The organism is Flammeovirgaceae bacterium SG7u.111, assembly GCA_034044135.1.
In the GTDB taxonomy this organism is placed as follows: Bacteria; Bacteroidota; Bacteroidia; order Cytophagales; family Flammeovirgaceae.
Window position 1 is genome coordinate 3,136,199 of record CP139021.1, and the last position, 26,013, is coordinate 3,162,211.

General features: G+C 41.3%; 12 protein-coding genes. 5 read left to right on the plus strand and 7 right to left on the minus strand.

Annotated features, from left to right (window positions below; genetic code table 11):
* Positions 1-503: 503 nt before the first annotated feature.
* Complete coding sequence (locus R9C00_12305; GenBank protein ID WPO38234.1) at positions 504-6,122, plus strand: MG2 domain-containing protein; 5,619 nt, start codon at positions 504-506, stop codon at positions 6,120-6,122.
* 86 nt (positions 6,123-6,208) lie between these two features.
* Here the strand turns inward: R9C00_12305 and R9C00_12310 are convergent, their stop codons facing one another.
* Positions 6,209-7,393, minus strand: coding sequence for a glycosidase (locus R9C00_12310; GenBank protein ID WPO38235.1), 1,185 nt, complete (start codon positions 7,391-7,393; stop codon positions 6,209-6,211).
* Between the two features lie 72 nt (positions 7,394-7,465).
* Positions 7,466-9,340 (minus strand): sodium:solute symporter family protein, encoded by a 1,875-nt coding sequence (locus R9C00_12315; GenBank protein WPO38236.1) that lies wholly within the window; start codon positions 9,338-9,340, stop codon positions 7,466-7,468.
* Positions 9,341-10,133: 793 nt separating this feature from the next.
* Here R9C00_12315 and R9C00_12320 point away from each other — a divergent pair.
* Positions 10,134-14,435 carry an MBG domain-containing protein gene (locus R9C00_12320; GenBank protein WPO38237.1) on the plus strand — a complete coding sequence of 1,434 codons (4,302 nt, stop codon included), beginning with the start codon at positions 10,134-10,136 and terminating at the stop codon, positions 14,433-14,435.
* Between the two features lie 69 nt (positions 14,436-14,504).
* Here the strand turns inward: R9C00_12320 and R9C00_12325 are convergent, their stop codons facing one another.
* The 5 genes from R9C00_12325 to R9C00_12345 form a co-directional block, all read right to left on the minus strand.
* The gene (locus R9C00_12325) at positions 14,505-15,884 is read right to left on the minus strand and encodes a tetratricopeptide repeat protein (protein ID WPO38238.1); all 1,380 of its coding nucleotides are present in this window, start codon (positions 15,882-15,884) and stop codon (positions 14,505-14,507) included.
* 162 nt (positions 15,885-16,046) lie between these two features.
* A complete protein-coding gene (locus tag R9C00_12330) occupies positions 16,047-19,844 on the minus strand; it encodes a T9SS type A sorting domain-containing protein (GenBank protein WPO38239.1) in 3,798 nt (1,265 codons plus the stop codon).
* 168 nt (positions 19,845-20,012) lie between these two features.
* Positions 20,013-20,969: an endonuclease/exonuclease/phosphatase family protein gene (locus R9C00_12335; protein ID WPO38240.1), complete on the minus strand. Its 957-nt coding sequence runs from the start codon at positions 20,967-20,969 to the stop codon at positions 20,013-20,015.
* Positions 20,970-21,048: 79 nt separating this feature from the next.
* The gene (locus R9C00_12340) at positions 21,049-21,597 is read right to left on the minus strand and encodes a DUF4251 domain-containing protein (protein ID WPO38241.1); all 549 of its coding nucleotides are present in this window, start codon (positions 21,595-21,597) and stop codon (positions 21,049-21,051) included.
* 101 nt (positions 21,598-21,698) lie between these two features.
* The gene (locus R9C00_12345) at positions 21,699-23,072 is read right to left on the minus strand and encodes a TolC family protein (GenBank protein WPO38242.1); all 1,374 of its coding nucleotides are present in this window, start codon (positions 23,070-23,072) and stop codon (positions 21,699-21,701) included.
* Between the two features lie 422 nt (positions 23,073-23,494).
* Between R9C00_12345 and R9C00_12350 the strand changes: the two genes are divergently transcribed.
* The 3 genes from R9C00_12350 (at position 23,495) to R9C00_12360 (ending at position 25,993) form a co-directional block, all read left to right on the plus strand.
* Positions 23,495-24,265, plus strand: a complete 771-nt coding sequence (locus tag R9C00_12350; protein WPO38243.1) for an AAA family ATPase — start codon at positions 23,495-23,497, stop codon at positions 24,263-24,265.
* 175 nt (positions 24,266-24,440) lie between these two features.
* On the plus strand, positions 24,441-25,370 hold the full coding sequence (locus tag R9C00_12355; protein WPO38244.1) for a ParB/RepB/Spo0J family partition protein: 930 nt from the start codon (positions 24,441-24,443) through the stop codon (positions 25,368-25,370).
* Positions 25,367-25,993, plus strand: a complete 627-nt coding sequence (locus R9C00_12360; protein ID WPO38245.1) for a DUF5683 domain-containing protein — start codon at positions 25,367-25,369, stop codon at positions 25,991-25,993. The genes R9C00_12355 and R9C00_12360 overlap by 4 nt, the downstream gene beginning before the upstream one ends.
* The last annotated feature ends 20 nt before the right edge of the window (positions 25,994-26,013 follow it).

The window sequence follows — 26,013 nt, forward strand, 5'->3', positions numbered from 1 at the left end:
ATAACAAAGTAATAAAATAGATTTATAACCGGGGACAATGAATTCCTTTGCCTCCTTTGGGGGCAAGGGCAGTTTACCCCCTTACAGGGGTTATCACAATTCCCCGCCCTTTGGGTGGGGATCTTTTAAACCTGCTTCGCCCTGGACCTCGAATTTCTTCTTCCAACTATAAAAAGTACCGGTGCTTACCCCATTATTTACGGCAGGTTTCCACAACACCAAACCCTTTGGAATCAGATAGGATTTCCAGCTTTTGTTCTAAAGTCCATTTCTTGTATTTCATATCTCAAATTTATCTATTTAAAATTTAAAAGAACACTCCGAAGTTATTGGGGGCTAAACTAGTGTCGTCGGTTTTTGCCAAAAGAATAGAATTCGTATTTTTGTACATCTTCCCACATCAGCATTTTTATTCCTTCCAAATCATTCTTTTTTATTAGAATTACATTGCTGCTTAGTAGTATATTTTTTAATTTGAATCTAAATCAATCAAACCTATCCAGATGACCTCTGAAACCAACACTGGCGCAAGCTCCTTTTTTAAGAAATTCGGTATATTTTTTTTAGTCATTGCAGTAATAGTTGCAGGACTTACGTATTTCAAAGTGTCCTTACAAGCCGAAAAACCTATTCGATCGGCTATAGATGCTTCTTTTAAAGCCTATGTTTCGGCATACACTGCCGGGGTGATTTCCAAGACTTCTACCATCAAAATCCAGTTAGCAGAACAATATGCTGACTCTACCCAGTTGGGTGAAGAGCTGGAAGCAGGGGTATTTGATTTTACTCCTTCGGTAGCGGGAAAGGCTACTTGGGCAGATGCCCGTACCTTGGAATTTGTGCCTTCAGAGCCGTTGACTTCGGGGGAAACCTACAAGCTGGAGTTTAAGCTTGGGGAATTGGTCGATGTGCCAGATCACCAGGCTTCATTCAGCTACGAGTTCAGGACGGTGCCGCAAAACTACGAGCTGGAGCTCGATGGTTTGGAGGCTTATGAGCTAAGGCAACAAGAGCGGCAAAAGCTATCGGGCAGCATCACTACGGCAGATGTGGCAGAAGAAGAAGCGATAGAAAATCTATTGCATGCTACACAAAACGGTTCTGAACTAGCCGTAGCATGGAAACACGATGCAGCAGGAATGACGCATCAGTTTATAGTGGAAGACATTGCAAGGACAGAAAAAGAGGGCAGGGTTGTGTTAGACTTGGACGGGAATGCCTTAGGTGTGCCTCTAGTATCTAAGGAAGAGATAGAAGTGCCTTCGCTCAGCGATTTTAAAGTGATGAGCTGCAAAGTGGTGCAGCACCCGTCCCAGTATGTTACCCTACGCTTTTCCGACCCGCTCGATTCTAAAATGCAGCTCTACGGTTTGGTACGGATAGAGGGCTTGCAAAGCTTGCGCTATCAGGTGACGGGCAATGAGCTTCGGGTATTCCCAGCTGTGAGGCAAACGGGGGAAAAGGAAGTGATTATTGAAAAAGGGATCAAAAATCTTTCGGGTTATGCATTGTCTGAGCAGTTTAGTGTCAAGGCGGTATTTGAACAAGTAAAACCTGCCCTAAGGTTTGTGGGCAAAGGAAATGTGTTGCCAAGTTCCGAAGGCTTTGTCCTCCCTTTTGAGGCGGTGAACCTAAAGGCGGTGGATGTGACCATCCTTAAGATATATGAAAACAACGTTGCCCAGTTTTTCCAAGTGAACCAACTTGGCGGGGAGCGGGAAATGAAGCGTGTGGGTCGGCCTGTTTTGCGCAAAAGAGTTCCGCTCAATACTACGGGCGTTACCGATTTGGGTAAGTGGAACCGGTTTACGCTTGACCTGAATGAGTTGATATCGACTGAGCAAGGAGCTATTTATAGGGTAGAGTTGGATTTTAAGCGCGCCTATTCTACGTATCATTGCCTCGATGGCAGCACGGAAGAGGAGGATCTGACTTTTACGGAAGAGGAAGACGGTGATTGGGACTCTTCGGACGAGGATAGCTACTGGGACGACTACGGATATTACTACGGCGCTGGCTACAACTGGCAAGAACGTGAAGATCCTTGTTCGCCTTCTTACTACATGGGTACGGACAAGAGAGTGGCGAAGAACATATTGGCTTCTGACCTAGGCTTAATAGCCAAAGGTACTGAGAAAGGGGAAATGCTGGTAGTAGTAACAGACTTAAAAACAGCTGGTCCACTTGCTGGTATAGATGTTGAAATTTATAATTACCAACAACAGTTTATTGGTACGGCAAAATCGGATGCGAACGGCTTTGCCCGACTTCCTCTGACGAAGAAGCCTTATTTGCTAGTAGCCAAATCTGGCGCACAGCGAGGCTATCTCCGACTAGATGACGGCTCTTCGCTTTCCCTCAGCAATTTCAACACGGGTGGGCAGAAAGTGGAGAAAGGGTTGAAAGGCTTTATGTACGGAGAGCGTGGTGTGTGGAGACCGGGAGATTCGCTGCATATTGCTTTCATCTTGGAAGACCATGAAAACTCGCTTCCCGAAAGTCATCCGGTGGTGTTTGAGTTGGTCAATCCGATTGGGCAAGTCACCCAAAAGATTATCCGCAGCAATGGGGTGAACGGGTTTTATAACTTCTCGACTTCCACTGCCGAAGATGCAATCACGGGCAACTGGATGGCGATAGTGCAAGTAGGTGGAGCAACGTTTTCCAAGCCGCTCAAAATAGAAAGCATCAAACCGAATAGGTTAAAAATAAAGTTGGACTTTGGGGTAGAAAAGATCGCACCTGAAAACAACAAGCTTAACAGTGAGCTAGAGGTAAAATGGCTGCACGGAGCGAAAGCACCAAACCTCAAAGCTGAGTTTTCTGTTTCGCTCAAAAACATGGCGACGAAGTTTGAAGACTATTCGGAATACACCTTTGACGATCAGGCAAAGTATTTCTATGGGGAAGGGCAGCAGGTGTTTAGCGGAAGGTTGGATGCTGATGGAAAAGCGATCATCAATACAACCTTGGAAACTGAAGCGGAGCCTCCGGGCATGCTGAATGCTACGTTTACTGGAAGGGTGTACGAGGAAAGCGGCAATTTTAGCATCGATCAATTCTCCATTCCTTTCTCACCTTATGAAACTTATGTGGGTATTTTACCGCCCAAAGGTGACCGATCAAGGAACATGTTGCTTACCGATACACTGCACACGCTCAGTATCGTAACAGTGAACAGCGATGGCGAGCCAGTAGCACGTGATGGCATCCAGCTGGAGTTGTACAAGCTAGATTGGAAATGGTGGTGGGATAACTCTGACAACAACCTTTCAAGTTACGTAGGTCGCTACGGTCGCAGCCCAATCATGACTGGTAGGGTCAATTCCGATGGGAGAGCGGAATGGCAATTTAGGGTAGATTATCCTGAGTGGGGAAGGTTTTACGTGAGGGCAAAAGACCCTGTTTCGGGGCACAGTAGCGGAAAAGTTATTTACATCGACTGGCCGGGCTGGGCTGGCGATTCCCAAAAGAACATGCCAGGCGGTGCAACCATGTTATCCTTTTCTACCGATAAAACAAAATACAATGTAGGTGAGGAAGTGCATATAAGCATTACGGGGAGCGCACAAGGCAGGGCTTTGCTAAGTATAGAAAATGGAAGCAAAGTAGTGGGTGCAAGATGGGTAGAAATGAACAAGGGGCAAAACGATATTTCCTTTGAAGTAACAGAGGATATGGCTCCGAATGTGTTCGCCCATATCACATTGTTGCAACCTCATTCCCAAACAGTAAATGATTTGCCAATCAGGATGTACGGCGTTGCACCGGTGATGGTGGAAAATCCTGAAACTCGCCTAACTCCAGAAATTGACATGGCGGAAGTGCTTGAGCCTGAGCAAACCTTTACGGTAAAAGTTTCGGAAGCCAACGACAAGCCCATGACTTACACATTGGCGATAGTTGACGAAGGCTTGCTTGACCTTACTCGCTTCGGCACACCCGATCCTTGGCAGAAATTCTATGCCAGAGAAGCGCTTGGCGTGAAAACATGGGATATTTACGATGAAGTAATGGGTGCTTTTGGAGGGAAACTTGAACGCTTGCTCGCCATTGGTGGTGGTGGAAGTGGAAGAGAAGCGAAGAATGCAAAGGCGAATCGCTTCAAACCTGTGGTAATGTACCAAGGACCATTTGTGTTAGAACCCGGGAACACTAATTCCCATGAAATCAAGATGCCTTCGTATGTAGGCTCTGTGCGGGCAATGGTAGTCGCTGGTCAAGAAGGTGCTTATGGTTCAGCCGAGGCGACTTCTCCTGTGAAACAAGCCTTGATGGTGCTTGGGACTTTGCCTAGAGTATTAGGTCCAGAGGAAATAGTAGAGCTTCCGGTAAATGTATTTGCCATGGAAGACGGTGTGGGCAACGTAGAAGTTACGGTGGAGACCAATGAGCTTTTAAGCCTTGAAAACACTATACAGCAAGTGGGATTTGGCGAAGCTGGAGAGAAGATGTTGAAGTTTAGGATGAAAACGGCAGCCAAGCTTGGTATTGCTAAAGTGAATATCACGGCGAAAGGCGGTGGAAAAGTAGCTAGGCACAGTATAGAAGTAGACCTGAGAAACCCGAACCCGCCTATGGTGAAGGTGATGGATGAACTGGTGGAAGCTGGGAAAAGTTGGGAGACAGATTTCAACTTATTTGGTATGACTGGTACGAACAAAGCCGTACTGGAAGTTTCAACCATCCCGCCCATCAACTTGGGGCAACGTTTGAAATACTTGCTAAATTATCCACATGGATGTATTGAACAAACTACATCTTCGGCTTTCCCTCAACTGTTCCTTGCGAACATTATGGAGTTGAACAAGGAAACGCAAGCTAAAACAGAGGAAAATATTAAGGCGGCTATTGAGCGGATTCAATCTTTCCAAAACTCAGATGGCGGATTGAGCTATTGGCCAGGTCGCGCTACTTCCGATGAGTGGGGAACAAGCTATGCGTATCATTTTCTATTGGAGGCGAGTGCAAAAGGTTATACTGTTCCTTCGGGAATGTTGAATAAAATCAAGCGTTTCCAACGAAAACTAGCTCGCAATTGGTCTACAAACATACCTACAGAAAGCAACACTGCCGATCTTACCCAAGCGTATCGTTTGTACACTTTGGCACTTGCCAAGGCACCAGAGATGGGGGCAATGAACAGGATGAGAGAAATGAAAAGTATGTCTCTCCAAGCTAAATGGAGGTTAGCAGCAGCATACTTAATGGCAGGGCAAAGCGAAGCTGGTAAAGCTTTGGTATTAAATGCAAGCAAGGATATTCAAGAGTACAATGAGCTTTCATATAGCTATGGCTCGGCTCTGCGCGATCAAGCCATGATTTTGGAAACGATTTGCCTAATGGGAGATAGAAAGCAAGGAGTGGATTTGTTGAAAGCAATATCAAATGGACTTAGTGAGCAAAATAATTGGTACAGCACGCAAACTACTGCTTACTGCCTCATTGCTGTAGCGAAGTTTGCCATGGATAACAATAGTAGTGGGGAAATGGCCTTTACCTTTTCTACCAACAATGGTAAAGAAGTAAAAGCGACTACGGGGCTTCCCTTAGTGCAAACTGATTTGGCTATCCAAGAAATAGGTACGAACAACTTGAAGATTTCCAACACCAGTGGGCAAGTATTGTTTGCAAGGGTCATCGTAGAAGGTACACCTTCCAAGGGCAAGGAAAAAGCTTCGGAAAAGAACCTGAACATGGCGGTGAGGTACTATGACAAAGATGATAACCAAATTGAAATTGATGACTTGACACAGGGGCAAGATTTCTTTGCCGAAGTCACCGTTTCCAATCCGGGCTTGCGAGGAGATTACAAGGAAATGGCACTGACACAAATCTTCCCATCTGGTTGGGAAATATTCAACACAAGATTGTTTGCCAATAGCTTTGAACCGGGCAAAAAAGTTGATACGCCTGAGTATATCGATATTCGGGATGATCGGGTGTACATGTATTTCGACCTAAAAGCTGGTCAGAAGAAAGTGTTTAAAGTTATGCTCAATTCGAGCTTTGCTGGGGAATATTACCTGCCAGCCGTCCAGTGCGAAGCGATGTATGATAACAGTATTTATTCCAACACGGCTGGAAAAGCGGTGAAGGTAAGTGTGCAGGAAGAGCAGTAGAAGGAGGGAAGTAAGTAGAAATAATGAAAAAAGCCCTATAAGGTTTTCAAAACCTTATAGGGCTAAACAAATTAAATCGGAAGGGCTTATCTCCCCATCAATTTTAAGTTTTTGGCTGCCAAAGCTTTGATCGCTTCAACCGAAGTAGCCGAGCGCAAGCCGTCTTCTGGTGTGTTCATGCAGTAATCTACTAGTTTTTCCACCGTAGAAGTAGCTACGTGCATGCGCGTATCGGAAGAAGCATAATAGATCAATACTTCGCCATTTTCTTTTTCAATCCAGCCGTTGGTGAATACCACGTTCGAAACATCCCCAACTCGTTCAATTCCCTCAGGAGCTATGAAATAGCCAGAAGGTGAGTAGGTCAGTTTGCTAGGGTCTTCCAAAGAAGTCATGAACAGATAAATGACATAGCGCAAGCCTGCTGCGCAATTCCTTACGCCGTGGGCCATGTGTAACCAACCATGCTCGGTTTTGATAGGAGCTGGGCCTTGGCCGTTTTTCACTTCCTTTATGGTGTGATACACCTTATTGTCGATGATTACCTCGTCTTTTACCTCAGCATTCACCATGCTTTCGCTCAAGCCCCAGCCAATTCCTCCGCCAGAACCCGTGTCGATGAAGCCGTCTTGAGGGCGGGTATAAATCCCGTATTTTCCATCTACAAACTCGGGGTGGAGCACCACGTTTCGCTGCTGGCCAGAGTAGGTGATAAGGTCGGGAAGCCTTTCCCATTCTGTCAGGTCTTTGGTGCGGGCAATTCCGCAAGCTGCCACCGCTGCCGAGGTGTTTCCCTCAGGTGCGTCAGGGTCTTTTCTTTCGGTGCAAAATAACCCGTAAATCCATCCATCCTCGTGCTTGGTGAGGCGCATGTCATACACATTGGTATCGGGCACTTCCGTTTCTGGCATGGTGACAGGGTAGTCCCAGTACCTAAAGTTATCTATCCCGTTTGGGCTTTCTGCTACGGCAAAAAACGATTTTCTGTCCGAACCTTCCACCCTTACCACCAAAAGGTATTTCCCTTCGTGGAAAATAGCCCCAGAGTTCATGGTTGCATTGATGCCAATGCGCTCCAAAAGGTGCGGGTTCGTTTGGTAGTCAAGATCATACTTCCAAAATATGGGTGCATGCGCCGCAGTAACTATGGGGTTTTCATAGCGTTGGTAAACGCCGTTAGAATCTTCCACTGGCTTGTTTGGGGTGGTGATAAGCGCCTCGTGTTTTGCAAACAGCTCGGCAACTTCCTTATCAAATTCTTCTTTTGTCATCTTCAATAGTAAAATTTAGTATGGTTATTAGTTTGGAGCAATAGAGTGTTTGCAGCATGCTTCGCTCAGCTTTTAAGCTTCTGCTTTTTCCAATTTCTCTTTTTCTTGGTTTGTCAATTCATCTTCCTCGTCCAGTTTGTCGTACCAGTTTACTTTTAGTATCCAGCTTGTGACAAGTACCACGGCTATTGCAATAGAGGTATAGGACCATTTGAGCAATACGATGTAGATAGGGAATACGACCAAGGCTGTCTGCCAGATGATACCGATAAACACATTGAACATATCTCTTTTGAAATTTTTGTTCGCCTTAAAATTCGGATTCTCGGCCACTACCTTGTTGTGGATTGGTTTCCAATATCCCCAAGGCCTTACGTTTTTGTAAAATTTCTTTAATATTTCTTCATCTACCGGAGGTGCGGTGTATGTACCTATAATACATCCTACAAATGAAAGAAGCAGCATAAGTGGGAAGGTGTATAAGTCGAGCACATCTGGGAAAATATAACGGAACGAAAGTGCTGGGATCAAACCTCCGAGCATGCCCCAGAAAAAGCCATTGCCGTTGAACCTCCACCAGTACCATTTTAGCACATTGGCCGCTACATAAGCCCCAAACAGGCCAGAAACCACCCATTGGAGAATGTCATTTACATCTAACAAGAAAAAGCCTAAGATGATACTGATACTCACCATAATCAGCCCTGAGATGTAGTTCATTGAACGGACGGTGGAATCAGGGGCTTTCGGGTTGATGTACTTGAGGTAAATATCATTTACAATATAAGCTTGGGTTGCATTGAGCGTACCAGCAAAGGTGGACATAAATGCAGCTAACAAACCAGCTAATAGTAATCCTAAGAAACCAACCGGCACGAATTGGCTAATAGCCGAAGGGAGGATTTGTTCGAAATCGAGTCTTCCTGCCACAAAGAGGTTGAGTTGGTCGTAATATAGCAAGCCTAACACGCCAAAGCCGGCGATCATGAAGTAACGGGCTGGCATAAGGATATAAGAAACAGATCCACTCATCAAAGCAGCATCTTTTGGTGTTTTTGCCGAAAGGATTTTTTGCATGTCGTAAGTAGGAGCAGGGCCTGCCATACTCGCCAACACTCCTTTGAAAACCATCATGCCCATCATAAGGGTAAAGAATGAATAGCCATCGCTGTCAATTTTCTCATTTACCTCGGCAATGATATTGCCCCAGTCCATTTCCAATTTCCATCCAAAAAGTGGTGACATCCAGCCGTCTGGAACTACTAGCTCTTCTATCATCATGGCTTTCATCGCAATTACCCCGATAACAAGTGCCGAAACGGTCATGATGATGTATTGTACCAAATCTGCCCAAACTATACTCATCATACCACCAAGCAGGGAGTAGAAAATGGCAAAAAGCGTGAAGGCAATTCCATAGAAATGAGGAACATATTCGGGAGAAACTGTGAAAGGGACGTATGGTGATACAACTTCCCAAGGGATAAATACTTGAACAAATTTACCTAAACCAATGAAACCATAGGCCAGCATGCCTAAGCCCACCAAGAGGGCAAATACGACCACAATGATGTGGGAAAGGTTGGCAGATTTTCCAAAACCAAAGCGAAACCCGATCCATTCGGCACCTGTGGTCACCTTGGAACGCCGCAGCCAAGCCGATAAGAATACCATGAGGAAAATTTGGTTGAAAACGGGCCATAGCCAAGGAATCCAAATACTTTTTATGCCATAAACAAAAAGGATGGTCACTAGCCACATAGTACCAGAAATGTCGAACATACCCGAAGCATTGGAAAGGCCAAGCATGAGCCAGGGCATGTTGTTGCCTCCCAGAAGATATGATTTTTTGTCTGCTTGGGCTTTTTTCTTGACTAGTAGGCCGATGATGACCGTGAGGGACAGGTAGCCCAAAATGATGAGTACGTCTATTAAACTTAATTTCATGTTTAGAGAATGATAGTTATAAAAAATGTTGTAAAACAAAAAAGCTGAATACCCTGTTGAGGAGGGTCTCAACAACCTCTTAAAGCTATTAAATATTCCTCTTAAACGTTTGTCAAAAGGTTATACTTTTTACAGCTTTTGTTACTATGAGTTTGTTATCCCATTTTTTTCACTGGCGAAATCTAAAAAATGCATCATGTTTAAGAATCTGTTTGGAAATATATCTTCAAAATTCTTATGTGCTTCTTTTGGCGCATAATTTTGTTAAAACCTCCGCACATAGCGCTGCTATGTGCGGAGGTTTTACCTCATTCTACATCCAAAATAAGCGATAACAATTTTTGAATTTAATTCCCAAACAGCTTCTAATAAAAGTGATTTTAATTCACCACGATTTTTTTTGTATAAGTCGCTTTGCTTTGGGTGAACCTTATGAGGTACAAGCCTTTGACAGAATTACTTAGGTCTATTGAAAACTTTTACATCTGGAATTTGAGAAATAAGGTATGTTAGACCTTTGTTAAAGAGATTAGCCGACTAGTTCCCAGACATGGGTTATGAATGTTTTAGCATAGTTCAAAGAACAGAACTATGCTAAAACGAACATATTTAAGTTTAAAAAAGAGTTAATGTGATATTTTTTTTAAATGCCTATTGGTATTCGATTTTTGGAGTTTGGTTGATAGCGTTCGCTTTTTGGGTGAAAATACGAAATGCCAAACGAACCTTAGCAGGCATATAAGGGACTTACTAAAGACCAGCGTGAAAACCTTCTAAATTCTTATATATATAAATGAAAACCTCTACAACACGAATAGCACTGTACTTAATACTGCTTTTTTCGCCCTTTATTTCCCTTGCACAAGTACCAACTAAGGCAAAAGCACTTGAATATGTCAAGGAAGTAAATAAGAAAAAAGTATTGTTGAAGTTGAGCAAAAAGCTGAAAAAACAAACAACAAAAGACAAAGAATATGCAGTTGAATTTGCCCAAAAGAATGATATCCCAATTTTTATTAGAAACAATAATTTCTACGGCGAGCTATTACGGGTGACTCCATCGGGAAAGCCCATTTATATTGCAACTACTAATGTAGATGCAGCTAAAAGTATAGGTACCGATCGAGTGTGGGACGGAGGAGATCTTGGGCTTGACCTTTCAGGAGATGGGATGACTATAGGAGTGTGGGATGCAGGAGCAGTACTCGCATCTCATGAAGCCTTTAGTGGGAGAGCTTCGCAAAAGGATAATGTGACTATTACTGACTATCACGCTACGCATGTAGGTGGGACAATGGTAGGAGCAGGGATAAATGCTGATGCTAAAGGAATGGCATATGAAGCCAATCTATCAGCATATGATTGGAATAATGATGATTCTGAAATGGCTACAGAAGGTGCCGATGGTTTGTTGATTTCTAACCACTCTTATGGAATAGTAGCTGGTTGGTATTTGGATAATGGGGTTTGGAAGTGGAATGGCGATGATGGGATTAGTGATCAAGAAGATTGGAAATTTGGTTTTTATTCTAGTGGCGCACGATCTTGGGATCAGATTGCCTATAACTCTCCTTATTATTTAATATTCAAATCTGCTGGAAATGATAGGGGAGATGGACCTGAAAATGGGGATCACCCACAAGATGGTTCTTATGATTGTATAAGCTTTGACGGTGTTGCAAAAAACATTATGACGATTGGTGCTGTAGCGGATGTAGTTAGCTATTCGACTCCCGAAGATGTGGTTATGAGCAGTTTTAGCAGTTGGGGTCCAACGGATGACGGAAGAATCAAACCTGATGTAGTTGCCAATGGGGTAGAGCTTTTATCTGCGTGGAATACGGGTAATAGTGATTACCAAAAGATTAGTGGAACTTCAATGGCTACACCAAGTGCGGCAGGATCTGCATTGTTGCTACAGGAGCATTATCAGGAGTTGAATGGACGGTTTATGAAATCTGCTACCCTTAAAGGGCTTATTATCCACACTGCTGATGAAGCAGGAGCTGAAGAAGGACCAGATTATGCCTTTGGATGGGGGTTGATGAATATTGGTAAAGCAGCTAAATTAATTGGAGATAATGGAATTGGGCATCAGATATTAGAAAAAACTCTTTTGAACTCAGATAGCTTTGAGCTAGCAGTTGATATAGGAGCGGCTCCTGCTGTGCTGACTTTAGCTTGGACAGATGTGGCTGGAACTCCGGTAAATAGCCAACTCGATCCATCTAGTTTAATGCTCGTAAATGATCTGGATATGAGATTGGTAGGAGAAGGGCAAGAATTTATGCCTTACATATTGGATCCTGCCAACCCTTCTGTAGCAGCGACAAAAGGCGATAATTTTAGAGATAATGTAGAGAAAATATATTTATCGGCACCGACACCAGGAACCTATACCATCAAAATTAAACATAAAGGAAGCCTTTCCTCTGGAATACAAGATTTTTCTTTGATTATTAGTGGTACGGAAGCTCCATTAGGGTCTATTTGTTATGCGTCTGATACTGCGGAATTGGGAACCAATTTAGCTCCTCGTACACCATATTGGTATACGTTTACTCCAACTCAAGATGGCTTGTTGAACTTAAGCACTTCGGGTAGTACTACAAAAGACACAAAGGTTTCCATTTTTGCTGCCTGCGGTGGGAATCTCATTTATTCTGGAGATGATGAAGACGGAGAGCAAACGGATGTTAGCTTTTTGGTGAGTGCCGGGGAAGAGCTTTTCTTTATGTGGGATAATGCTGCAGATACTACAGGTTTTGCTTGGGACTTATCGATCAACCCTGTTTCTCCTTCTATGGAGCTTGATTCATTAGTATTGGTCGAACTTTATAAAAGAACTGACGGGGGTAATTGGGAAGATAATTCAAGTTGGCTTAGTTCTGAGGCATTAAGCAATTGGTATGGTATAGAAACGAATGAAGATGGAAGGGTTAGGAAAATTGATTTATCTGAAAATGAATTAAATGGCAAATTGCCCAACACCTTAAAATTCTTAGGGAAGTTGGACTCCTTTGCGGTCTTTAATAATGAGCTATATGGGGAGCTTCCAGACAGTCTAGATAAATGGAAGTCTTTGAGTTATTTCTCTATTGCTAATAATAAGGTAGAGGGAGAATTGCCTGCATATTTCGGTGAGATAGATAGCCTGCGTACTTTGTCGTTATCAAATAACGAGCTTAGCGGAACTATTCCCCCTTTGCTGGGGAACGCCATTAATTTAAAAAAGCTATACATTGCCAATAACAAACTTGAAGGAAAGTTGCCCCCTGAGCTTTGGTCTTTGGCAAATCTGGAAGAGTTGACTTTTGCAGGTAACAGTTTGTCAGACACCATTTCAACAGAAATTGGACAACTTTCTAAGTTAGTGAAATTGAGTTTTTCGAGAAATGACTTCTATGGTGAAATACCTCTTTCTATAGGGAGCTTAACTGAACTTGAAGAATTATACCTAGGTTCCAATCGTTTCACCGGCTCTGTGCCTGATACCATTGCTACATTGGAAAAGCTAGCGACATTCAAACTAGAAGAAAATCAGTTCAATGAAATGGTGGATTTATCCGGTAGTGCAAAAATGGCAAGCCTCAATTATGAGAATAACTATTTTACATTCGAGGATATCTTGCCCAATATTGGTATTAGTGAGCACACTTATTCGCCTCAGCTTCCTGTTGGTGAAGAAATAGATACTACTTTAAATAAAACGGATGATTTTCTGATTGTATTAGGAATTGATTCGGGTGTAGTTGGTAATGAATATAAGTGGTACAAAGATGACTTATTGATCAAAACAACTACTTCTGATACGCTCACCTTGACAGGAGAAGGCAAGATTGAAAATGCTACATATACTTGTAAAGTGACAAATAGTGGAGCGTCTGTTCTTACACTAACTTCACTAGATGTAAACGTGATTGATACCTCGGTCTACCAACAAACGATTGATTTTGAAGAAATTCCTGATAAAACTTTTACTGATAACTTTTTTAAGTTAATAGCCACAGCAAGCTCAGGTCTTCCTGTCAAGTTTGAAGTACTTTCAGGTTTAGATTTAGCGGGTGTCAGTAATGATACAGTGACGATTTTAGGTGTGGGTGAAGTGACAATTAAAGCATCTCAAGCGGGTAATGTCAATTACTATTCTGCCGAACCTGTGGAAAGAAGTTTTATGATCTCTAAGTCTCCTGCTGTAATCGTGCTTGATAGTCTAGCTCAGCCTTATACTGGTGCTTCAAGGAAGGCAGCAGCTAGAACTGTCCCCACTGGGTTAGTGGTAGATGTAACTTACAATGGTAGCTCTGCTGAGCCTACTGAAATAGGTAAATATGGAGTTATTGCTAGTTTAGTGAGCGACTTTTATGAGGCTGATCCTGTTTCAGATTCTTTAGAAATCACAAAAGGAACAGGACAAATAGTCCTTTCTGATTTAGAACAGGTATATGATGGTACTTTAAAGCAAATATCGTTTGAGACTGTTCCTGCAAATTTAATTGTTCAAATGTTTTACAACGATGTGCCAATCAATGCTGGTAAATATGGAGTTGAGGCTGTTTTAAATGACGAGAACTTCTATCCACTTACAGTGAGAGATAGTTTGCATATAAAGAAAGCACAGGCAACTATTGAAATATCAAACTTAGAACAAGTTTTTGACAGGACACAGACAAGGTCAGTTGCGGTAACTACCGACCCTGCCGGATTGGACTTTAGACTTACTTACAATGATTCTGCCGAGCTTCCTTTGCTTTTCGGTTCTTACACCGTAGAGGTCACTATCGTAGATGATAACTATGAAGGGACTAAAACAGAGACTTTTGTGATCACGGGGATCTCTGAAGAACTGTCAAAAAGATTGATACTTTATCCCAACCCAACTTCGGGTTTGCTGAAACTTCAGGATAATTCAGGATTTAGGGAACTAGGGGCTGTGAAGGTATTTGATAGCTCTGGGAAGGAAGTGTTGGGCAAAAAGCTAACAGCTTTGGAAACAAGTATAGAAATAGATCTTCGTGAATTTTCAAATGGAGCGTTTATCTTGCTTATCCAAAGAGGAGAAAAATCTGCTGTGAAAAGAATTATTAAAAATTGATTTGAAGCGTATCTAAAAGGAAAGCCCGCCTACTTGGCGGGCTTTTTTATGTCATCAAGGGGGAGATAATTACCTCCTTCTCAAAATAGTTGTTCCACCTATCCAGCAGCCAACTTCTATTTCTGCGCCTTCTTCTAGCCCGGCCGTAAAGATGTCCTGAATAGAAGGGAATTGTTCTTTGGCAGCAGCCTTTTTTGAACTGTTTCCTGCTTTTTCATAGGCATCATAGGCCGCTAGGTAAATAGCCCTTTGTTTTACAGGATTCATCTCTTTACAGCTTTCTCCTGAATGCATGTACATATCACCTATGACAGTATACGCTTCCGAAATTTTGGACTTGTCAAGGGAGACGGCTTCATAAGCCATCGACCGCGCCTTGGTGAATTGTCCGTTTTTTGAGAGTATTTTAGCATATACGAGATAGTATTTTGCCGCTTTTATAGGATCTTCTTTTGCAAGGCTGATCGATTTTTGGTACCATTCCTCTGCTTCTTTGTAATTTTTATCAGAGGCAAATGACCTAGCTATGATCGATGCCATACCAGCGGTAGGTTCGGCATTGAAAGCACCTTTGGCAGCCGTAATGAAATTGGGGTTGTCATAACATTTGGCAAGTGCGTAATATTTAAGCGCCCTTTTGTTCAGTGCTCCATCTTCAGGATGGGCAAGGATTTTTTCAGCAAAAAACTCATCTACTTTTTCACAATTAATCTCGGTTACTTTTACCAACAGCTCATCTACTTTCTTACCAGCCTCTTTCCATTTCTCCACTTCTTCTTCCTCTGTTTCACTTTCTATATGAAAATCGATTACATTCATTATTTTTTCATAATGATCAAACACTTCTGCCTCTTCAATCTCTTTTGACTGCTTCATGAGGGCGACAGAAGCCATGTAATATTGCAGATTATACCTTTTGCTTTCCGTTCCTTGCAGGTCGTAAAGCCCTGTGTATAGTTCATAAAGGGCTTTGTAATATCCGCTGCCACGATTTACGAGGTAAGGGTAGGCTTTGCTTCCTTTAATGCTCAATACTTTAGCGGAGTTTCCGAAGTACTTATACCGATTGTCTAAAAGCATTAAAACCTTGTCTTCCAGTTCGGTTTTCCTTTCTGGAGTTTCAGCCTTTTTAAGGCAGAAATTATAAATCTTGTATCCATTGATATAAAGAGACTCGTGAAGGTAAGGGATATTTGTTATCAGCCAGGTGAGTGGTTCTTCGGCAGATTCCCAATACTCTTCGCCCCAGCTAAACCTGTCTGAGTAAATGGCAAATTTATCTTTGCCTTCATCTCTGTTCTCTCCCCAGCAGTAACCATCTTCGTCGCAGTTGGTGGCATCTGGGTGCTCACTTTTTTGTGCCGAGGTAAAAAATGGTGCAGAAAGAGAAAAAACAAAAATGGCAGTTTTAATCAAGTCGCTAATAGTTGTTGACACTGACTTTTTCATGAGAGAGTTTCGCTAAATTTATTGTAAAAAAATGTTACAGGTATAAACTTACGATTCCCCTATGGAATGGTTATGAATTTTACATGACTAAATTGCTATAAAAAAAGCACCCAAACGAATGGACTCGTTTAGGTGCTTGAAATGGTTGAAATATTATATTGTTTACTGAACAATAACTTTGAAAACCGCCCCCTCAAGGTCAATAAAGTACAATCCCGCTGGCCATGTTTGTACATCCACCGTAGCTTTACCATTTTGGGTTTGTCCTCTGGCCACTTCTCTGGCAGACGAATTTTTGATTATGAATGGTAAATCCCTTTCGCCATGCTCAATTTTGAAAATACTATTGGCAGGATTTGGGTATACAACCGTATTTGCCAACAACTCATCTTTAATTGAAGTTACCACACCTTCATCTATTTCTAAGGTTATCGGTTCGGTAGCATCAGTTGTCTGGTTCTCGTCTTCGTTAAAAGCAACAACAGAGATTTCGATGTCTTCTTCATACCCGCTAACATCAAATGTGTATTGTTCAGTATTTGCTGGTACAGTGGCAAGGGTGTCTACAATTCCTTCAGCTGACTTAACAATTATTTTAAAGCCACTTTCTTGAGTTGAATTATCCTGCCATTTTACCGTAGTTTCGGTTTGGGTTATATTAGTGAAAGAAATATTTGATGGAGCTAACATCCTAGTGAGTTCATCTACTGTTTCATAGTAATATGAAGAGTTGTTTTTATAATAGGACGTCAGTGAAATTTCAATGGTTTCCGTAAGTTCAAATCCTATCTGGGCAAGGTTAAAGGATACCTCGTTGATTGTTTTTGGTAATAAAGTGTCAAAAGCAATGTCATTAGTTCTGTAGAGGGTTACTTTATATCCTTCTGAAAGGCTAGAGTTGTTCTTCCATGATACCAATATTTCTGTCTTGTCCTTTTCCCATGTTGCCATTGCATCAGTTGGTACTTTAAATTTCGTGAGTTCTAGCGTATCTGATGTATAGGTATTGCCTTGTATTGATGATACCATCCTTGCTTGTGTAACTTCTGCTGAATCTGGTATTGAATAATCGTAGAAATAACTATTATTCGATATAGAATCGATAAAAACAAATGGACCATAGTTGTTAGCAATTTCAATTTTAACGCTCATCTCTTGATTTTGGATGCCAAAACTTGCCCTAGCTGTTTTTTTTGTATCATTAAATTCGTATTTGTATAGATTAGGCGCACCTGGAATCATTGCCGTGGCTGTATTGCTTCCTGAGGATGTCCTGTCCTCATTAAATTGCACTAATTTATAATGGTGGGTAGAGTTCTCTTCTAAATTATATAAAGTATAGCTGTTTTTATCACTGCCAATAGTATCTATAGAAATGACAGTGTCTGGTAACACTTCTTGTACAATAAGTTGTTCTGATCGAGAGTCAATACCAGTCCAATTCAGAACGACACTATCTGGAAGAACTGTCGAAGCTGATAAGGTTTGAACATCACTTAATTGCAATGGGTCAAATTTGAAAATGCTATAACTGTTCCAATCGCCCTCGGCTATTACGTAGAAATCAGAATCTGTTTGGAAACTTGTTTGAGGCTGATAACTATCATCAGTGAAGTAGGGAATAGACACCCATTTGTTTGTGTTTGGTAGATATTTCCAAAAATCCCCTCGCACATTATTGGTTACCTCACCTCCACCAAAAAGACCACTAGAATTGTTAGAGCCTGAGACAGAATAATAGCTCAGGTTACCTGGGAAATCTGCCATTTGTTTCCATGTATCGTTTGCTTGATCGTAAAGATATAAGTCGTTGTATTTTTTATAATACTGCCACTGGTTTCTGATGGTAGCTCCACTGTAGTTTTGTCCAAGTCCTACAAAAACCGAATCTCCTATAACTATCGTTGCCATCGCTTCTCTATTTCCACCAACAAACGGTTTTTTCTCTGTCCATTTGTCCATTGAAGGATCATACTCCCAAAAATCAGATGTTTGTACATTGCCCGAGGTGCTTACAACTGTATCCCCACAAACTATATATCCTTTGTTTTTGATAGCAAATGCCGTTGCACTTATTCGCCCTGCACTTGGAAAGTCGTTCAAACGTTTCCATTTATCAAGTTCGCTATCATATTCATATACTTCTTGCGACATGAAAGCTTTTTGGTTTTCGTATACTTGACCTGATATAAAATAGGCTTTTTTACCAATGACGAATACATTAGCTAACTCGAGTAATTTTGGGAAAGAGCTCTTCTCAGAAAATTCACCTTTAGTGAGATCATACATCAATACCGAAAGCTGGTCAGATTCTTTAGATGTGAGGTAAAGTTTATCCTCAATTGAAAAAGAGTGTCTAAAGTCAATCCACTTGTTTTCCTTAAAAGAGAAAACTTCCGACCAACCTCCTAGGGCTTTCTTGGTTACACCAGGATATTCTAATGAATATAAAGATAAAAGGGAGTCTTGGATATAAGCTGCTACTCTAAAGTAATAAGTATTGCCTTCAGAAAGCCCTTCGTATAAATAACTAGTGGTATTAATAGGCAAAGAGTCGACTACCGTGAAGGTTGATGTGTCGTTAACAGACATTTCTACCACAAACCCATCTTCTCTTGTGGAATAATCTTCCCAGGTCAATTTGGCTGTGTTGCCTTGCAGTGACTTGGCTATTAGTTTTCTAGGCTCTTCTAAATATTTTTTAGTGGTAGGGTAATAGTATTTTTTGTCTGAATCTCCAATATTGTTGTAAGCCCAGATTCTTGCCGTATATTTAGTATCTGACGATACATTGTAAGTGGTAAAAGAAGTACTGTCAGCAGGAATGGTGTCTAATGAGATTAGATCGTAACTATTGTAATCAAGAAGCTCAATAATGTATCCTAATTCATTATCCGATTCGTCTGACCAATAAAAGGTGATGAAATCGTAGTCTAGGTCATAAAGCTCATTGTCTTCAGCGTAACCCGGCTTATTAGGTTTGGTTGGTGGGTTGATGTAATAAGTCCATACATCAGCTTTTTTCTCGTCAGAAAACCCACTTAGGTTAAAATAATTACCTCCTACAACTAAGGCATAACTGCCAAAAGCAAGTGCAGAGCTATTGGTTCTATTACCTTCACTGCCAACTACAAGTGATTCTCCTTCAGTCCAGCTATTACTGCCAGCATGATATTTCCATAAGTCTAGTCCTGTGCTTCCTCCAAAAACATAGGCCGTATCACCAAGTACAAAAGCTGTTGCATTGAGGCTAGTCAAATGATTTTCTGCAAAAGATTTTTCTTCCCAACTATCATCTTCTGGATTATAAGCATAAAAATCATTTGTCATCATAGTTCCGCCATCCGTATTTTGTCCTCCACCTACAAACACAAGGCTGTCCAAGGAAAATGCGTTGGCAGATTGTCTTTTTTCTGCGGTTAAATTTGCTTTTTGTACCCAAGTAGCATTTGTTGGGTTATATTCCCACCAGTCTTTCAACTGATCATTACTGTTTCTACCTGTTCCAATGTACGCCTTTCCATTTGCGACAGCCGAAACAGCTAAGCTACGCCCAGAGCCAGGAAAGTCCGAAAGCTGTTGCCAGCTATTCTCGGCTGGCAAATACATGTAGAAATCATTGTGATAAACTCTTGTTCCAAGAGAGTCACCTTGGCCAGTTACAACGTAAACCGTATCGTTCAAGGTGAAGGCTAGGGCATTTTGCCGGCTTTCACCAGGGAAATTGGCTTTTTGTGTCCATGTTAGGGTGAGTGGGTCGTATTCCCACCAGTCGGCTAAATAATTGGTACCGTCTGAACCTGTTCCATAGTACCCTTTTCCACTTGCCTCTGCAAAAACGGCACCCGATCTAGCTGTTCCGGGAAAATCATTTGATTGAAGCCATTTTGTCTGTGAAAAAGCCAAATACTGAGAAAAAGTTAGTACAAGACTTAGAAGAATAGTAATCCTTGGGGTCATAATTCTAGTTTAAAGTTAAGTGTTATATGTAATTAACCCTTTGACCCCTGTCAATATTTTGTACTTTTCGTGTTTTATAAATATGATGTTTATAGCATGTTAAATATGCATGAAAGTATGTTGTAACTTATCAACAACAATCTGCTTTAAGAAGTTGTTGATATTCAATTATTTCGTAGAGATCAGGCTTGGTTTTGTTCCCAATTCCAAGAACACTGGTAGGTGATCGGAACCGATATTATTGCCTATTTCTCTTTTTAGGGTGATGAGATCGTTGCTGAGAAGGCAATGGTCTATGCTTATACGCAACGGGTAGAAGCCCGAAGGCCATGAGGTCTGTAAGCCAAAACCCTTGCGGGAATCGTAAAGCCCAGCTGTTTTTTTCCATGAACGGAAATTTTTTGAGAAGGAGGTGTTGTTAAAATCCCCAATAATTATTTTGCTTCCCTTTTGAGTGTTCAAGTATTCGGTAATTGCCTTCATCTGACTATTCCTAGATTGATAGTGCTGAGGACTTTTAGGAGGACACGGGTGAGTGTTGACCAAGGTGATATTTCTTCCATCTACTTGGAAATGTATGACGATGGAGGGCAGGTTTCGGAGTGAATCAAAATACGCTATTTCGCTTTTTTCTAATGGCAATTTGCTGTACACCCCAATACCAAATTTATCTTCTCTAGCTATCACTTTTGAATAGGGGTACTTGCCGCCAAGCGGCTGGAGTGCTAACTTCCATTGGGCATCAATTTCCTGAATGAGCACAATGTCTGCATCTTTGCTTTCTATTTCGTCCAATACTTTTTCAATCTCTTGGTTAGGCGACCAAATATTCATTTGGAGGAGGGTAAAGGAGGTTTCGGCAACGGCTGCTTGGTTTGGAATATATAAACCCACTGTGGGTGTGATGTTGAACAAAAGCAAAACCCAACTAAGCATGAGCAACAAATATTTCTTTTTGAAAAAGAAATAACCAACAGGAAGTAAGGCTAAATATGCGGTCTGTACCTGAAACTGAGAGAAAATATCGCAAATGTAATGATCAAAAAAATTGAAAGAAAGAAAGGTTGCGACGGTAAGAAGGAAGAAAGAAATGTAAAAAAAAATGTCTAATATTTTCCGAGCCATATAAGGTTTGTTTGGTATCAAGCTTCGAAAATATCAGGCTTTGCCGAGCTTCGCAAATTAATAACTCATGAACTCTTTATTAGTAAGTAGTCTGCCCTTGGAAAACCCTAGACTCGGATAGGGGAACAAGCTCTCCCGCAAATGTGATTTTGTCCCCAAAGTCACCCGAGATAAATGCCCTTACAGTTCCTTCTGCGGGAATGGTCAGCGACATGGTTGCCGAACCTGTTGAACCGCTGGTGCGCAAACGAACCGTGATGGACTGGTTAGGTTTTCCTTCTATCACTTCCCATCGGCTAGTATTTCCTTCTAACGTGATCCCGCCTACGCCGTTCCAGCCTACAATTCCCATAAAGGAAAGCTGAATCACCGATTTGTCTTCGTTGAGCATAACAAAATTAGTGGTGGGTGACATCTGGTAGCTCATTCCTCGACTACCGTAAACTGTATGTGCTTCAATCACAAACTTTTTAGAGTTTATGATATCCATTTTTAATTTCTTGTTCTCAATGGTTTTTTGCTCACGCAAGGCTTTTCGTTCCTTTTTGCTCAGCTTTTTGTTTTCTTGAGCCAAAAGAGCAGCTGAGGAAAGCAATGTAACTACTAAAAATAGAGTCAGTTTTTTCATTGTTTTAAGCATTAGGTATAGTATTGGATTTCACCTAAATTAATAAGTATTTAGGTGAAAAACCAAGTCACCAATAAGTTTAGCCTTTTGCTTTACAGGTATTATTTTCCTGGCAATGTTTCATAGGAAAGAGTTCCTGTTCTGTAGTCTAAAATGATTTTTTGGAACAGCAACGTATAACGAGCACTAGCCTTGTCTACCGAGGCCGAAATGAAATTGTTGGTAGCAGTGGTCACATCTACAATAGTTGCGTTCCCTAGCTTGTATCGCTCTTTTTGGGTGTTCATATTAAGTTCTGCGGCATCGAACTGTGCCACGGAAGCCTCGTAGGTAGCAATTGCTGCTTCGTAATCTTGCAGAGCGGTGAGCACTTCTGTATAAATCGTGTTTTTTAGCCTGTCAATTTCCAGCATTGAATTTTTATGGGTCACTTTCGACTGGGCAATATTCAGCCTGTTTTGGTAGCGGCTGAATATTGGGATATTGAGTGTCACGCCATATGCTTTTGAAGGGTTTATTTCTCTCACTTGCTCATTGAACGAAAGGTCTTCACCATCTCTTTGTGCCGAACTGTTGTAATAAGAATCGTAGTTGAAAAAAGCAGCGACCCTAGGCATCAGATTCGATTTTGCCATACTCACCGAATACCCGTTTGCTTTTTCTAAAGATGTTAGTTGCTTAAGGTCTTCTCTATTTGCAAGAGCCGTTTGGTACAAGCTTTCAAGCGTGTATTCATTGATCATTTGATCTTCTAATGTCCAATTTGGCTCAACTACTTTTATATCGGAAAGAGGATCTAACAATAAAATTCTAGCTAAAACCGCCTTGTCATTTTTCAGCTGGTTGATGGCTTGAACTTCCGCCAACTCAAGGCTTTTTATTTCTGCTTCTTGGTTGTATTGGTCGCCTACGAAAGTGATACCTGCATCTACAAAGCCCTTTATCCTATTAAGGAGCGTTTCTTGGGCTTCTATATTTTCCTTGGCAATTTTGACATATTCTTGGTCGAGCAACACGGTCATGTACTGGTTTGTGACCAAAGCGATGATTTCTTGCTCAGTATTTTTTATATTGTGGTGCTGTGCTTCAAATCGGTGGTTGGCTCGCTTCAGATTATTCACATTGCTCATTCCATTGAATAATGTGAGGTCGGCAGAAAACTGTGGGAAAAAGTCATCTGCAGTGGTTTGGATAAGTTCTGCTTGCTGGGGAATGAAAATATTACCGCTTTGTCTTCTGAACTGCATGAAAGCGCTGGCCGATGGAGCGAACTGCGCACGACTTTGCACTTTCTCCATTTTTACCGCATCCATTTCATTGACTTGGATTTTGAGCGTAATGTTTTCATCGAGTGCCCTCGTAACGGCTTCTTTGTAAGTGAATGTTTGTTCTTGGGCCTTGCTCTCCGAAAAAAATGCCAAGATTCCCATTGCGATGATAAACGTAATTTTCAAGCTAGATATAGTTCCTTTCAATTGTCTTATTGTTTAGTAATTAACTCCACTATCTTTTTACAATCCAAATGCCACAAATAAAGTACATATAATCAGTAGGTTATGTAAATTGTGATTAGAAAAGGTGTCCGCAAGCGGATAGTTTTGTTCGTAGCAGAACAGAAATTTCTATATCGGGGAGAGTATCCGCAGCTATATTTCAGCCTTTTGAGAAATTGATTTGAAAGGACTTTCCAAGAAAAGGGCAAAGAGTTGGCTGCTTTTTAGGAATTGAATTTATATTTGCCCGTGGAACATTTTTGTTTCACGCAGAAATACCATCACACATTTGTTTTACAATAGCACAGGCTAGGGTAGAAAAAGTTTTGAAATAGAACAAAACAATGCCCTATTTTTAATTAGTCAAGTTTTTTTATACCTATTAAAATAAAGAAAACGCATAGATGGGTAAAATAATAGCAATAGCCAATCAGAAAGGAGGAGTTGGGAAAACGACCACAGCCGTAAACTTGGCCGCAAGTTTTGCCGCTTTGGAGTATAAGTCATTGGTAGTTGACGCAGATCCGCAAGCAAACTCAACTTCAGGTTTAGGTCTCGATCCTAAACAACCTCGCAAGACCATTTACAATTGTATGGTGGATGGTACTCCTGTAAAAGAGGTGATAGAACCGTCGGAATTTGATTACCTTGATGTGATCCCTTCGCACATAGATTTGGTAGGTGCCGAAGTTGAGATGATTGAAGACGAGGACAGGGAAGATAGGATGAAAAATGCATTACTTCCTATTAAGGATGAGTACGACTTTATTCTGATCGACTGTTCTCCATCGCTAGGCCTCATCACAGTAAACTCCCTTACAGCTGCCGATTCGGTGATAGTGCCTGTGCAATGTGAGTATTACGCATTGGAAGGGTTAGGTAAGTTGTTGAGTACCATCAAAATCATACAGTCTAGGCTCAATCCCGAGATGTTGATTGAAGGTATTTTGCTTACTATGTACGATGTAAGGCTTAGGTTGGCAAGCCAAGTAGTGGAAGAAGTGAACACTCATTTTTTGGATATCGCCTTCAAAACCATCATTCCAAGGAATATTAAACTTAGTGAAGCTCCTAGCTTTGGTGTACCTGCTTTGGCACACGATGCCGAGAGCAAAGGGAGTATTGCTTACCTAAATTTGGCGCAAGAGATTTTGGAAAAAAACAACATGGTTTAAGGCTGTAACTATTGCTTTGACCAGTGTTTTTATAACAATATTAGTATATTCATTTTTTGTGTAGGACATTAGTTATTCTACACTTAGCTTATGTGAAAAAAAGAATTAGGCAACGTTTTGTTTCTTTTGAAATGGATGAACATTACTTGCTTATTCGGAAAGATAAAAAGGATCCATGGCAGAAGAACCACAAAAGAAAGTATTGAAGAAAAGGCAAGCCTTGGGAAAAGGGTTGGGGGCTCTGCTTTCCGACTCTGACTATACCAAGAAAGACCATTCTAACCAACCTGAAAAGTCAGTTTCTGATAGCGTTTCGGAGGTTTTGTTAGCAAATATTGAAATGAACCCCTTCCAACCGAGGCAAGATTTTGATAAGGAGCTCTTGGAAGAACTTGGCGCTTCGATCAAACTTCATGGAATTATACAGCCTGTTACCCTAAGAAAACTTTCTTCCGACAAGTATCAATTGATTTCGGGTGAAAGAAGGTGCCAGGCTTCCAAGTTGATTGGTCTTGAAAAAGTGCCTGCATATGTGCGCACAGCTAATGACCAGCAAATGCTGGAAATGGCACTGATTGAGAATATCCAACGGGAAAACCTTAACCCGATAGAAATAGCGTTCAGTTACCAAAGATTGTTGACAGAGTGCGAGCTTAAACAAGAGGAGCTTGGTGATAGGGTTGGCAAGAAAAGAGCCACTGTTACGAATTATTTGAGGCTGTTGAAGCTTCCTCCCGAAATTCAAGCTGCGCTTCGCGACAAGGAAATTAGTATGGGCCATGCAAGGGCATTGATCAATATTGAAAATATTGATATGCAATTGGCCATATTGAAAAAGATTCTTCACGATGACCTTTCAGTAAGGAAAGTGGAGGAGCTTGTAAAGAACATTACCAAAGGTTCACCTAAAACTGAAGAGAAGAAAGATCTGGCGCCAACTGCTGAGTTCGAATACGAGCTTAAAAGGCTTCAAGCTAAACTTTCCTCTAGGTTCAGCTCAAAAATCCAAGTGAAAGCTAGCACTGGGGAGAAAGGTGAAATTAAAATTCCTTTCGAGTCAACAGATGATTTGAACAGAATTCTTGACTTACTGAATTATTCATGATAAGGAACAACAAACAAGCATTCTATTTCTTTTTATTATCATTTGTAGGGGGATTGGTTTTTACCGCAAATGCCCAAGATGATTCTTTGAATGTTAGCCAAACCGAAGCCCAAGAAGTTGTTGATACTTCTTCGGTAATATTGGATGCATATTTGGAAACAAAGAAACTGAATGAACCAAGTGAAGCAGCTCTTTTAGGAGCGATTTTGCCTGGGTTTGGTCAGATCTATAATAAACAATATTGGAAAATACCGATAGTGTATGGTGGTTATGTAGTGTTTGCCTCACTTATCGATTATAATCATGTCCGCTATATTGGATTCAGGGATGCCTTATTTTTAAAATCAGATGGCGATCCTGATACCAATCCAGATGGTATTTATGCAGATTTTCCTGAAGATCAGCTTCGGCGTGGACGGGATTTGTATAGGCGAGACCGAGATTTTAACATAATCTTGACTTTTATGTGGTACGGACTTACCATAGCCGATGCTACGGTAGATGCACATTTAAAAGATTTTGATGTGTCTGATAATTTGTCGGCAAGCATAAAACCAGGGCTAGTTCCCAATGATGCGAATATTTTTGCCCCAGGCGTACGGTTTGTATTGACGTTTAAATAAATAAACCTAACCATTCTACT